General features: G+C 50.8%; 13 protein-coding genes. All 13 read left to right on the forward strand.

The annotated features are described in order from the left end of the window. The first annotated feature begins 137 nt into the window (after positions 1–137). Positions 138–989 (forward strand): DNA/RNA non-specific endonuclease, encoded by an 852-nt coding sequence (locus GJB61_RS29715; protein ID WP_229522525.1) that lies wholly within the window; start codon positions 138–140, stop codon positions 987–989. A gap of 6 nt (positions 990–995) precedes the next feature. Beyond that, positions 996–1,472: an antitoxin YezG family protein gene (locus GJB61_RS29720; protein WP_154122643.1), complete on the forward strand. Its 477-nt coding sequence runs from the start codon at positions 996–998 to the stop codon at positions 1,470–1,472. Between the two features lie 264 nt (positions 1,473–1,736). Further along, positions 1,737–4,160 (forward strand): ATP-binding protein, encoded by a 2,424-nt coding sequence (locus GJB61_RS29725; protein ID WP_154122644.1) that lies wholly within the window; start codon positions 1,737–1,739, stop codon positions 4,158–4,160. A 2-nt stretch (positions 4,161–4,162) separates the two neighbouring features. Beyond that, on the forward strand, positions 4,163–4,735 hold the full coding sequence (locus tag GJB61_RS29730; protein WP_154122645.1) for a Pvc16 family protein: 573 nt from the start codon (positions 4,163–4,165) through the stop codon (positions 4,733–4,735). Positions 4,736–5,011: 276 nt separating this feature from the next. Beyond that, positions 5,012–6,550, forward strand: a complete 1,539-nt coding sequence (locus tag GJB61_RS29735) for a phage tail sheath family protein (protein WP_154122646.1) — start codon at positions 5,012–5,014, stop codon at positions 6,548–6,550. A gap of 23 nt (positions 6,551–6,573) precedes the next feature. Beyond that, complete coding sequence (locus GJB61_RS29740; protein WP_019910188.1) at positions 6,574–7,017, forward strand: phage tail protein; 444 nt, start codon at positions 6,574–6,576, stop codon at positions 7,015–7,017. Between the two features lie 61 nt (positions 7,018–7,078). Then, entirely contained in the window at positions 7,079–7,528 is a 450-nt protein-coding gene (locus GJB61_RS29745) for a hypothetical protein (protein ID WP_338116196.1), read from the forward strand. After that, the gene (locus GJB61_RS32660; protein WP_420819783.1) at positions 7,525–7,710 is read left to right on the forward strand and encodes a DUF6760 family protein; all 186 of its coding nucleotides are present in this window, start codon (positions 7,525–7,527) and stop codon (positions 7,708–7,710) included. The genes GJB61_RS29745 and GJB61_RS32660 overlap by 4 nt, the downstream gene beginning before the upstream one ends. A gap of 9 nt (positions 7,711–7,719) precedes the next feature. After that, entirely contained in the window at positions 7,720–8,196 is a 477-nt protein-coding gene (locus GJB61_RS29750; RefSeq protein WP_154122647.1) for a phage tail protein, read from the forward strand. Then, the gene (locus GJB61_RS29755) at positions 8,196–9,761 is read left to right on the forward strand and encodes a hypothetical protein (RefSeq protein WP_154122648.1); all 1,566 of its coding nucleotides are present in this window, start codon (positions 8,196–8,198) and stop codon (positions 9,759–9,761) included. The genes GJB61_RS29750 and GJB61_RS29755 overlap by 1 nt, the downstream gene beginning before the upstream one ends. Then, complete coding sequence (locus GJB61_RS29760) at positions 9,761–10,372, forward strand: CIS tube protein (protein WP_154122649.1); 612 nt, start codon at positions 9,761–9,763, stop codon at positions 10,370–10,372. Before GJB61_RS29755 ends, GJB61_RS29760 begins: the two co-directional genes overlap by 1 nt. A 12-nt stretch (positions 10,373–10,384) precedes the next feature. Next, a complete protein-coding gene (locus GJB61_RS29765; RefSeq protein ID WP_154122650.1) occupies positions 10,385–11,428 on the forward strand; it encodes a phage late control D family protein in 1,044 nt (347 codons plus the stop codon). After that, positions 11,425–12,147, forward strand: coding sequence for a phage baseplate assembly protein V (locus GJB61_RS29770; protein WP_154122651.1), 723 nt, complete (start codon positions 11,425–11,427; stop codon positions 12,145–12,147). The genes GJB61_RS29765 and GJB61_RS29770 overlap by 4 nt, the downstream gene beginning before the upstream one ends. The last annotated feature ends 25 nt before the right edge of the window (positions 12,148–12,172 follow it).

Here is a 12,172-nt window from a genome sequence, read left to right on the forward strand (position 1 = left end):
GAGTCAAGAAGGCAGCGGGTGCAGGAGCCAAGGGCATCAAGAGCTTGTTGAAATCCGGAGCAAAGCTTACATCCAAGAGCGGCAGCATGATAATACGCAATGGTAAAATCGTGATCAAGAGCCTGCAGAAAGGGCTCATGAAGGGGGCCTCAAAGCTCAAGGGTCTGGTTGACCGGATTCTGCAGAAGTTCAAGTTCAAGAAGTTCAAGCTGGAGCGCAAGGGTAAGCATATCCGTCTTTACGGCGAGGTGAATCCTTGGGTGCTGCTGATTGACGGGGAATTACGGGACATCAAGGAGCAGAATCTCGAAAAGGAATTGAAACAGCTAGAACTTGACGGCAAGAAGCCAATCAAGCTTAGCGATGCAGAATATAGTAAACTCAGTAAGCTGGAAGATACAGAGTTAAAGGCTATTGCTGAAAGTGCAGATGGAGCTAAGAGCAAGATTCAACTTGAAAGTCTTAATACAATTGAAAAAAATAGTAAGGCTCCAATTAAATATGGAGAACATATAGATCAAAACGGCAACAAAAAAATACTGAAACCAAATGTAAAGTATACTTCACCAGAAGGTTATTCGTATGAAACGGATGAATTGGGTCGCATTTTTAATGTTGAAGCTGATTTGCAACTCGGAAATGGCACAAGAAATCAATACGCTCAAAGTAATGTGGGAGGAAATGAAAGAATCCGTGGGCAGTATCCTGAGCGAGATGATGGCGGACACTTGATCGGTAGCCAATTTAAAGGTTCTGGGGGAATTGATAATTTAGTTGCTATGAATTCGCAAATTAATGAAGCTGGCGGAAGATGGCATAAGATGGAACAAGAATGGGCAGCAGCATTAAACGGAGGAGGAAATGTAAAAGTTAAAATAAAACCCCAATACTCCGATAATTCTGTTAGACCTATCAGCTTCAACATAGAATACTCAATAAATGGGGGAAGGACTCAAAGACCTAATATAAAAAATCAAGTTGGAGGTTAGAATAATATGGAAAAACAATTAGATCCGCTATACGCTCAGATTGCAGAGCATTTATTAAATATGCTGCCCGGTGATCAATGGTATGAGATTTTTTTGCATGCTGAGGTTCTGGACGACTCTACCAATGTATACTTCTATTTCAAAACTGCAGAGAATATGGACTTTAAATACTCTCATGATATTCCTAGCGAATACGGTGTTAGCGAAGAAATTTATGATAACTTATTAATGGGTCTGCAAGCGAAATTTGAAGAATTAAGACAAATATTTATTAATAATGATCAAGAGAAATGGACGAATTTAACTCTGATATTGAAATATCCCGGAAAAATCAACATTAATTATGGGTATGAAGATTTCTTAGCATCTAAAATAACCCTGACTCAACGACAAATGATTTTTGAATATAAGCATTTAGGTTTACTTCCGAGCGGAGAAAAAAACAGAAAGTTCATTGAGGATTATGTGGAAAATCAAGGGTAGTTTGAAGTCAAATCATTAGAGTATTACCCTTGACAGCTTTGCATAAAGGACAAACGGATTGTATTTATTAAGGTCACTGGTGCGATAAACACCATGTGACCTTTTTGCTATGGTTTCAACAAAACTGTATCGATGCATGGAAGTATGATTTTGTGAAAAGAGACTTGTTGGAACATTGAAAATTTTCCCACCCAGTTGTAATCCCCCTCCCCAAACTTACTTTATATATGAATGAGAAAATATAGAGTGAGGACCTAACAGGCGATGAAATTCAAAAAATTGGCCAGAACCTTTCGTCAGGAAATGCCGGAAGCCGAGTGTGCGGAAAGGGAAGCTGCAACAGCTCCTGATCCAGCGAATAATGTTTCTGATCCAAACGTAACAGCATCCTCATCAGTTACTCTTGCTTCAGAAGCGCCCGTACCCGCTCATACTTCAGCAAGCAAACCAGCCGCCGTCCATACGCCTGCTCCCAATGCCTTTCTACAACATGAAGGCAGCGGACCAGTCCAGCCCTATAGCTCCAACCACGAGCATCTAGCAGATGAACTGCAACTGCTGGAGCTCCGGCTTCAGCTCAGGTTGCTTGAGGCACCGCAGTCAGACCCCGAGCTGGCGCTTATAGACGAAGAGATCCGCAGTCTGCTCGATGTCCAGCCTGAAGATAGCCGTTACATAAATCTCCTAACAGCGGAAATAGCTCATCTGGAACGGCAAATTGCTGTCAGGTTGAAGGCCAGCTACGGGCAATCCCACGGGCAGTTCGCCAACCAAGCTCCCCGGCTTATGCTCCCGCTGGTAGCTTCCGTGTTGAACCTGACGGGACTGGAAGTAAGCATCCTTGTCGCTTGTCTGGCCCCTGAGCTGGACCGGAAGTATGAACGTATCTACGCCTACCTGCAGAATGACATGTCGGATAAGCGTCCTTCGGTTGATTTTGTCTTGGGATTGTTCACAGGGGCAGAGGAAGAGCGGCTTGCAGCCCGACTGCTATTCGATGCAAATGCGCCGCTGATGAAATTTCTGCTGGAGCGAAGGGGCGAATACGGCGACAGCCGTACGCCGTTGATTGCCCGGCCGCTGAAGCTGGAGGACTGGGTGGTGAACCTGCTGCTTGGCTATGAGGTGCTGGATGAGCGTTTGACGAAGATAGCCAGCCTGAATACTGTTCCGATTCCGCTGCAGACCCGCTTTCCTGATGAACTGGAGCAGAAGATGCTGCGGTTTGTGAAGCATTACAGCGGTGGCGAAGAACGCAGTTCCGGCAGCCTACTATACTGCTGCGGCCCGGATGAGGCCGGGAAACTAGGCGGTATCCGGGGTGTTTGCGGCAAGCTGGGATTATCTCTGCTGGTTGCCGATATGGACAAGCTGCTGCTTCCCGAGATTGATTTCGGTGAAATAGTTAGGCTGCTTGGACGGCATGCGCTGCTGGAGAATACAGCCCTCTGCTTAACCAGCTTCGACAGCATGGTGACAGAGGACGACCGCTACAGGCTGAAAATCCATCTTTTGATAGACATGCTGGCTGCCTATGCGCCTTTGACTTTTATCCTTGGTGAAGCGCAGTGGGGAATCAGTTTAACCGGGGTTAAGCTGAACTTCATGCAAATCGACTTGCCCTTTCCAGATGCAGCTGCACGCAAGGAGACGTGGGTTGCCTTGGGTCAAGACTACCGCTTGTCTTCGCAGATCGAGCTGGCGGATTTCAGCGGCAGCTTCCGCTTCACTTCCGGGCAGATCCGGTCCGCGCTGACCGGTGGCGAGAATATTGCCGTATGGAATGGTTCCGGAGGGACCGAGGTGGCTGCCAAAGACTTGTATCAGGCGTGTTACTTCCAGTCCAGCCGCAAAATCCAGGCGCTCGCGACGAAGATCCGGGCCATGTATACCTGGGACATGCTGGTGCTTCCCAATGATCAGCTGAGCCAGCTGGAGGAAATCTGCCGTCAGGTGAAATACCGCTCGCTGGTCTACGGGGAATGGGGCTTTGCGGGACGGCTGTCCCTCGGAAGAGGGTTGAACATTCTGTTTTCCGGCCCGCCGGGCTCCGGGAAGACGATGGCAGCTGAGGTCATTGCGACGGAGCTGAACCTGGAAATCTACAAGATCGATGTCTCGCAGATTGTGAGCAAGTATATCGGGGAGACGGAGAAGAACCTGTCGCGGATTTTTGACGAGGCAGAGACCTCCAACGCCATTCTCTTTTTTGATGAAGCAGATGCCTTATTCGGCAAACGCTCAGAGGTCAAGGACGCCCATGACCGGTATGCGAATGTGGAAATCAGCTATCTGCTGCAGAAGATGGAGGAGTATACGGGGATCGTGATTCTGGCGACCAATTTGAATCAGAATCTGGACGATGCCTTTGCACGCAGACTGCACTTCAAGCTGGAATTCCCGTTCCCGGAAAAACAGCAGCGCAGGCTGCTCTGGCGGGGGATGTTCCCGGCAGGAGCGCCGCTCGATCCGGATATGGATTACGATTTCATGGCGGAGAAGTTCATTCTTGCCGGAGGCAACATCAAGAACATTGCCTTGAACGCTGCCTTCTATGCCGCACATGAGAGCTGTCCCATCGGGATGAAGCAGATCATGCTGGCGGCCAAGCGGGAATATCTCAAGCTGGGCAAAACCTTTTTGCAATCGGATTATGCACCCTATCACAAACTGATCGAGGTGAAATAAGCATGGCCGTAGATACCGGTACGGTAATAAGAGATGTCAGCACCAGCCTGAAGGCGCTGCTGAAAGCAAATGTGCCAGAGCTGAATGATGACAGCTTCATCAGCTTCGGCTCTCCAAGCGACATTGACAGCTCAACCATGAAGCTCTCAATGTGTTTGTATTATCTGAGCCATAGCCCGAGCATGCGCAACAGTGAGAAGGAAGAGATCAGCGGCACGAATGAGTTCTTTTATCCGCCGGCTTATCTAGATTTGTACTATCTGCTCACACCGTATGCCAAGGACAGAGAAACGGAGCAGCTTATCCTGGGCAGAATCTTTCAGCTGTTCCATGAGCATCCGGTGCTCAGCGGCACCGACCTGACGGGCAACCTTGCGGAATGTGGCAATGAGAAGATCCGGATCTCCTATAATAATCTGACGATTCAGGATATCAAGCAGCTGTGGGAGGTTTTTCCCGGGAAGCCTGCCAAGGTGAGCCTGTCCTATCTGGTGTCACCGGTAAGGCTGCCTGCGGATAAGACGATCATGATTCCACGGGTTGAGGTTAAGGATCTGGGCATTCATCCCATTTAGATAGACAGGCCCAGGCTCTTTCTTTGAAAGGAGTGATTCATGGAGGGAACTCGTTGCAAGGCACCCATAGAAGCGGATTATCCGCAAAATCTAGCAGATGCTTCAATCGAAGCATAGGCTAACAAAACTTAAGTTTATGCTTTCGAAGTCAGTTTTGTCGAAGCAATCTCACTGAAGCATAAGCTTACAAAACTTAAGTTTATGCTTCCGAAGTCAGTTTTGTACGAAGCTCTGTCACTGATGCATAAGCTAACAAAACTTTTAGGAGGGTAAGAGATGGCAAATTATCTATCGCCAGGAGTGTACGTGGAGGAAGTCTCAAGCGGTGTCAAGCCGATTGCCGGCGTAGGCACATCTGTAGGGGCGTTCGTTGGGATCGCAGAAAAAGGTGTGATCGGCAAAGCGGTACTGGTCACGAACTGGAGCCAATTCGTCAATGAATTCGGCCAATTTATCCCGAATGGCTATCTGGCTTATGCCGTGTACAGCTTTTTCGCGGAAGGAGGAACCTCCTGCTACGTAGTAAGAGCAGCTTCCACCGACATCCGGCCTGCTTCGCTTACGGTCAGAGATACAGATAACCTGGATCTGTTCAAGGTGGTTGCGCGCTCGGAAGGGGATTGGGGCAACCGGATTTCGGTGAAGATCAGCCAGTCCTCCAACAAGCAGCAATTCGGCTTCAAAATGATTGTGCAGTATCTGCTGGACAGTGATTTTGATGATGAATATACCGGAGAAGACGAAGAGGGCAAAATCGTCGAGATTTTCGATAACATGCTGTTGATCAATTTCGAGGAGAAGGTGAATCAGGTTTCCGCTTTTGTTAGTGTGAAGCCGCTGGTCGATCTGACCATTCTGGAAAACATGGAAAAAACACCGGCCATTAACGTAACGGCTCTGTCGCTCAGCGGTGGTGTGAACGGGATGTCTCCGATCGATTTCCTGGGGGATTCGGCCAGCCGGGCGGGCATCCACGCCTTCGATACGATTGACGGCATCAACATTGTAGCTGCTCCAGACCTTGCGGATATGGCCTACAGCCGGGGCACATTCCTGGACATGCTTAATTACTGCAAGCTGAGAAAAGACTGCATCTTCATCGTTGATCCTCCGCATGGGCTGAGCCCGCTGGAAGTCAAGGATTTCAAGGAAGGCGCAGGAGAATACTCGGGCAATTCGTTCAATACCTCCTACGGTGCCCTCTACTATCCATGGGTTTACATTAACGATCCGCTCACAGGGAAGCAAAAGCTCGTGCCGCCATCAGGCGCTGTTGCCGGTACTTATGCTTATGTCGATTCCGTACGCGGTGTCCACAAAGCACCGGCTGGTACAACGGACGGGTACCTTGATTCCGTAGTCGGCATTGAGAAGATCATCACCAAGGCTGAGCAGGAGCTGCTCAATCCCGACGGTATCAACGTAATCCGCTCCTTGCCGGAAGGTATTTGCGTCTGGGGAGCCAGAACCCTGTCCTCCGACTCCGAATGGAATTACGTCAACGTCCGTCGTCTGATGATGTACATTGAGGAGTCGCTGGATGAAGGTAGCCAATGGGTTGTATTTGAACCCAATGACCCTAGCCTCTGGGGCAAGGTGAAGCGAAACCTCACAGCCTTCCTGACCCGTGTGTGGAGAGACGGCGCACTTTATGGAACCACGCAGGAAGAAGCCTTTTTCGTTAAGGTGGACGAGGAGAACAATCCTCCTGCCGTGCGGGATGCAGGCCAACTGATTATTGAAGTCGGCGTGGCCCCGGTCAAACCAGCTGAATTCGTAGTGATCCGGGTCAGCCAGAAGACCCTATCCAAATAAGAGATTGAGAGGAGATTTATCCTATGGCAACCGGCAAAAGATTGGATCCGTACCGCAATTACCGCTTCCGGGTCGTGATTGACGGTATTCAAACCGCAGCATTTGCAGACGCGACAATTCCGGATACTTCCACAGAAGCTGTAGATTACCGCGAGGGCATCGATGCTCCGCATGCACGCAAGCTGTCGGGACTGACCAAATTCGGGAATATCACCTTGAAAAAAGGTCTTACCGATTCCCTGGAGCTCTACAACTGGCGCAAGTCGATTGAAGACAAGGGTGCGCTGAAGAACCGCAAGAGCTTGTCGATCATCCTGGTGGATGAAGAAGGCAATGACAAGGCACAATGGGATATCCTCGAGGCCTGGCCAATTAAGTATGATGTCAGCGCACTCAGCGCTAAAGGGAATGAAGTCTCCGTCGAATCGATGGAGCTCGTGCATGAAGGTGTACGCAGAGTGAAATAGCTTTCCCGCTCATCGTCGCCCTAGAATTTGAGGCGATACTCCAAAACATGAGATGGACGGTATGGGAATCAAATTCACTGTTGGGGATGCTGGAGGGAAGCCAAGGCACAAAGAATTTTCTGAAGAAGAAGCGAGGGAGATCATGGAATTATTGCAAACCGAATTCAGCTTTACCCTTCCCAAGGGGTACGTGGATGAAGCAGGCACTCTGCATAAGCAGGGCACCATGCGTCTGGCAACTGCTGCGGATGAAATCACACCGCTCCGGGACTCCCGGGTTCAGCAGAACCCCGCCTATCTGACCGTGATCCTGCTCTCCAGAGTGGTAACCACCCTGGGCGGGCTTGGCATGATCACGCCGAGAGTGATTGAAGAATTGTATACCTCGGATTTTGCTTATTTGCAGGATATGTATAACCGGATCAACCAGAACGGTACTAATTCAATTCATGCGAAATGCCCCAAATGCGAGCAGCCGTTTGTGCTTGAACTGGAATCGCTGGGGGAATAGTCGGCTACCCCCTTGACCGCCTCTATGAGGAGGTAGCCTTTCTAACCTACTATCTGCACTGGGACTATGCAGCCGTGCTGAACCTGGAGCATACTGAACGGGATCGCTGGTGCAGCGAAGTCAGCAAAATCAACCAAAGGCTGAGTGGCGGGGAAGAGAAGAAGAACTTCTTTGAGGCTTAGGAGGATAACATGAAGGCAAATATTCTAAATATCGGTGCGAAAAGAAATTGGGTGCCCGGTTACAGGGAAGATCCCTATCTTGCCTTTAACTTCATTGTGGAGATTGATGGGATATCTGTCGCCGGCTTCTCCGAGGTCTCTGGCCTTAGTATTGAGACCCAGGTGGAGCGCAAAACCTTCGGCGGCGAGAATCATAAGGAATTTGTTTTCCTCGGACAGACCAAATACTCGGATCTGACGCTGAAAAACGGGGTCACGAACGATGAATATCTGTGGAACTGGTATCAGAATGTGGTCAATGGAGTGGTCAAACGGCGCAGTGGGTCCATCTGTCTGCTGGATCATTCCGGCACGCCAAAGGTGTGGTGGAACTTTATCGAAGCTTGCCCCATCAAATGGGAAGGCCCGGCGTTCAGCGCCAGCAGCAGCGCGGTGGCTGTGGAGAGTCTGGTTTTGACTCATAACGGGCTGTACAGGTACCGGTAATGAATCGGAGCATTCGGACAACAGCCTCCCCTGCGAACCTTAAGCAAATGGATTTCATCCAGGCCATTCTGGGGAAGTACGGCATGACCAGATGGCGGAGCAGTTTTCAGAACCTGATCCTGCGGCAATATTCTTTGCTGTTCGCGGAGCCGGAAGCTGTGCAGCCTGCACACATGGTTATTAACAGCATCCATCCTGTTAAGCAAACGCATATACACCATACTACCTATTATCCCGTAACGCAGGTTAGGACGGTTTCGGGGACGGTAAACCGCATGCTGCACATTGCTCAGAGTAGACATGGAGCTGGAATCAGCAATCCGCCTTCCTCTCCAGGACACTATGAGGGTGAACAGAGCGGAGGCCACTCTACTGCGGGGAGACTAAGCCCCATCCAGGTATTACAGGAGAGAGTCCGGAAGAGGCAAAGCCGTGAACATCTGGTAACAACGGTATATCGCACTGAAAATTTGGCGAAGAGTACCGTGGAACCTGTTGCCGCCCAGGCTGCCGAGAGCAATCAGGAGCGGACGGCGGCCCCGTTAAGGTTTTACCTTCCGCAGATGCCGGGAGTGGCTGCAGCGGGAAGGAATCTGGTAGAGCGGCGCACTGGAAGCGGGCTTCAGCCTGATTCCGGAGATTCACGGCAGCGTGAATCCATTACGGATAAGGCTGCTCAGTATTTGCCCACAGCTCGTCATCAGTTGCAGACGATGCGGTCCTATATGTTAACTCAAGGTGCTGACACCGGAACCATTGATCAGCCATTGAGGCAGAAGCCTGAGCCGGGAACATTTCCTTATGAGCAGGCTGGGCCTCCAACTATGGCACTGAAGAGTAATAGAGAGGCAGTCTCAGGCTCTGCCGGGACAGCTGTGGAAGCACAGTACAGCACTCCATCCTTGATCTTCAGGCCAAATTCGGGTCCGCGCTCCCTGGCAAGGCCCGTTCTTCACCTGGGCTTAGGACAGAAACTTGCGGCTGCGCTGGAGAAGCTGGAGAGCAGGCAGGAGCTCCTGAATCCGCTGCTTGCTGAACCTGGAGCGATTTATCGGGGGCTGCAGCCGCCTTCCCCGCGGTCCCTCCTGCCTCATGGTATTCTGTCAGATCTACTATCTATGGTTCAGCAGTATGACTCCGCACCATTAAGCGGAGCTGCGAAGCCAGGATATCCGGGAGGGCGGCTTTCAGTTGCGCCGAAGCCCGGCTTGCTCTACACCGCCAAGGGGCTGGCATTGCCGCTAGCACCGCAGGGAAGAAAGCCCGGAAGCAAGCTCCTGACAGCTGGCCTTGAGCATGAAGAGTACCTCCAGGACGCAGGCAGCTACAGCAATCTGATCCTGCGGAGGCCTGAAGCGCCTAAGACTGCCCGGCAGGAGCCGGTTCAGCAGCGCCTGGAGCCGGTTCTTCAGGCACAGGCAGCTCTGCTTCCATCCCAAGCCTTCGCCAAGGCGGCTCCAGTAGCAAAAATGGATTCTGCAGAACTGAATCAGCTGGCCGAAAGGGTCTATCAGGTGCTTGAAAAGAAGATGGCAATTCGCAAGGATCGGAGGGGGCTAAGATAATGGCGGAGAAAGCGAAGATTATTCCTCTGGATATGCCCGTGGGAGCCATTGAGGTCATGTTCAACCCCAATGAGTACACCGTTTCATTCGAAGGGAAATATACGGGGGAGAAGAACAATAAGCAATTTCAAATTACAGAAACACCAGAATTTAAGGTTTCCTTATTCTATGATACCTATGAGCAGCGGACGGATGTGCGCAAGAAGACCAAGCTGCTGACCTCGCTACTTGACCCCAAGGTCAGCGGAAAAAGCACGAAAAAGCCGCCGGTGTGTATGTTCGTCTGGGGTGGATTCACGTACCGTGGACTTCTCAGCAAAATTGAGCAGAAGTTCACAATGTTCATGGATAATGGCACACCTGTCCGCTCTCTGCTCGATGTTACCTTCATCACGGATGAGCCGGACAAAAGCGTGGAGGACAGCCAGGGCCTTAATGCCTGCCGGAAGCTATGGGTTGTCAAAAGCGGCGACCGGCTGGACCTCATTGCGAATGAGGCGCTGAAGGAGCCGCTGGCGTGGCGCCGGATCGCCGAGCTGAACAGGATTGTCAATCCAATCGGCTTTCCTGGAACAAACGATATCGGGAGAACCTTGGTTATCCCGGATTAAGGCGGGGATTGTATGGGCACCAGTGTAGCGAATTACAAGATTGAGCTGAATGGGAGCAAACTGTCCTCTGAGCTGACAGCTGCGGTGGAAGGAGTCACGCTGGAGGATGAAATCAATCTGCCGGCTTTATTTTCGATTCAGATGAATATGGTTAATTCCGGAAGCGGTATGTGGCGGGGAACAGATCTCAAGAGCATCAAGCCGGGAGACAAATTGAAGCTGTCGCTTGGACTCGACAAGCCTGAGCCGATGATCAGCGGGGAGATTACTTCGCTTGATCTTAATTTCGCGGAGCATTCCGTGCTGGACATTCGCGGATATGACCTGCTGCACAGGCTTCGTATGGGGACGAGAAGCAAAGCTTATCTGAAGAAAAAGGACAGCGACATTGCTTCGGAAATCGCCAAAGAGCATGGACTGACCCCTGTGGTAGATGATACTGGAACCGTGTATCCCTACATATTCCAGAATAATCAGAGCAATTATGAGTTTCTGCTGGAACGGGCGGCCATGCTCGATTATGAGCTATATGTGGACGACAAGAAGCTGTATTTCATCAAGTCACGGTCGGTGAAAGCTCCGGGGCTGCCGGAGATGAGCTTCAAGAAGGATTTTGAACGGCTGAATCTGGAACTGAGAGCACTTACCAGGGGGAGCAAGGTGAAGGTCAAGGGCTGGGACGTGAAGGAGAAGAAGGAGCTGGAGGCCATCGCTAAGAGCGGAGACGAGACGACCAAGATGGGCGGGAAGGAATCGGGGTTCTCCTTAAGCGCCAAAGCCTTTGAGGAATCGCCGATCGCCATTATGGCGGAGAACCTGCTTGATATGAACGAGGCTAAGAAACTGGCTTCTGCCGCTTACAACAGCCGGCTCCGCGATTTCATCGCCGGGGAGGGGATGTGCTGGGGGAACCCGCTGCTCCGGGCCGGCAAGACGGTGAAGCTGCTGGGCATGGGCGACCGCTTCAGCGGCATTTATTATATTGTAGCTACGGTTCACAAGATAGACAGCAAGGGCTACACAACGACTTTTAAGGTGAAGAGGACTGGCCTATGAATGAGGGACCCGGAATTACCAATTTTGTCGACAGCATGATTAACGAGGGGCGGATCTTCGGTGTAATGGTAGGAATAGTCATCAATAATGACTCTGCGAACCATGCGGATAAACCCGGGCCTGGACGGGTGAAGGTGAAGATCCCTCTGATGGGGATGCCGGAATCCAACTGGGCACGCATGGCTTCCTGGATGGCAGGGAAGGAGCGGGGGGCCTTTTGTCTGCCTGAGGTGGACGATGAGGTGCTGGTAGCTTTTGAGAATGGGGATGTCAACCGCCCCTATGTGATCGGGTCCTTGTGGAACGGAAAGGATACACCGCCGGAGACCAACAAGGACGGCAAAAATAATATCCGTATGTTCAAATCCCGCAGCGGACACATCCTGCAGTTTGCCGACACCAAAGGAGAAGAGAGCATAACACTATCTTCCGCCAAAGGCCATGTAATCAAGCTGGATGACAAAAACGGCGCGGAGCACATCCAGATCACCGACAAATCAGGCAAGAACAAAATCGTCATTGATACCAAAGCGAATAAGCTGTCGGTATTGTCCGGACAGGATATTGAAATTTCGGCCCCAAGCGGAAAGCTGTCCCTCTCTGCCAAATCGATTGAAATGAAATCATCGGCTGAGACCAAGATCGAAGCTTCGGCGGGGATGGATGTCAAAGCGGCAGCCAGCATGACCTTCAAAGGGGCTACAGTCAACATCAATTAGTGAGGGGGCTTCATTCATGGGACAG

The sequence above is a fragment of the Paenibacillus monticola genome (assembly GCF_009664975.1).
GTDB lineage: Bacteria > Bacillota > Bacilli > Paenibacillales > Paenibacillaceae > Paenibacillus_AQ > Paenibacillus_AQ monticola.

What these genes read in the sequence shown, in the direction of transcription:
- GJB61_RS29715 (WP_229522525.1), top strand. Translation starts at nt 138, where the DNA reads ATGAAGGGGGCCTCAAAGCTCAAGGGTCTGGTTGACCGGATTCTGCAG.
- GJB61_RS29720 (WP_154122643.1), top strand. Translation starts at nt 996, where the DNA reads ATGGAAAAACAATTAGATCCGCTATACGCTCAGATTGCAGAGCATTTA.
- GJB61_RS29725 (WP_154122644.1), top strand. Translation starts at nt 1,737, where the DNA reads ATGAAATTCAAAAAATTGGCCAGAACCTTTCGTCAGGAAATGCCGGAA.
- GJB61_RS29730 (WP_154122645.1), top strand. Translation starts at nt 4,163, where the DNA reads ATGGCCGTAGATACCGGTACGGTAATAAGAGATGTCAGCACCAGCCTG.
- GJB61_RS29735 (WP_154122646.1), top strand. Translation starts at nt 5,012, where the DNA reads ATGGCAAATTATCTATCGCCAGGAGTGTACGTGGAGGAAGTCTCAAGC.
- GJB61_RS29740 (WP_019910188.1), top strand. Translation starts at nt 6,574, where the DNA reads ATGGCAACCGGCAAAAGATTGGATCCGTACCGCAATTACCGCTTCCGG.
- GJB61_RS29745 (WP_338116196.1), top strand. Translation starts at nt 7,079, where the DNA reads ATGGGAATCAAATTCACTGTTGGGGATGCTGGAGGGAAGCCAAGGCAC.
- GJB61_RS29750 (WP_154122647.1), top strand. Translation starts at nt 7,720, where the DNA reads ATGAAGGCAAATATTCTAAATATCGGTGCGAAAAGAAATTGGGTGCCC.
- GJB61_RS29755 (WP_154122648.1), top strand. Translation starts at nt 8,196, where the DNA reads ATGAATCGGAGCATTCGGACAACAGCCTCCCCTGCGAACCTTAAGCAA.
- GJB61_RS29760 (WP_154122649.1), top strand. Translation starts at nt 9,761, where the DNA reads ATGGCGGAGAAAGCGAAGATTATTCCTCTGGATATGCCCGTGGGAGCC.
- GJB61_RS29765 (WP_154122650.1), top strand. Translation starts at nt 10,385, where the DNA reads ATGGGCACCAGTGTAGCGAATTACAAGATTGAGCTGAATGGGAGCAAA.
- GJB61_RS29770 (WP_154122651.1), top strand. Translation starts at nt 11,425, where the DNA reads ATGAATGAGGGACCCGGAATTACCAATTTTGTCGACAGCATGATTAAC.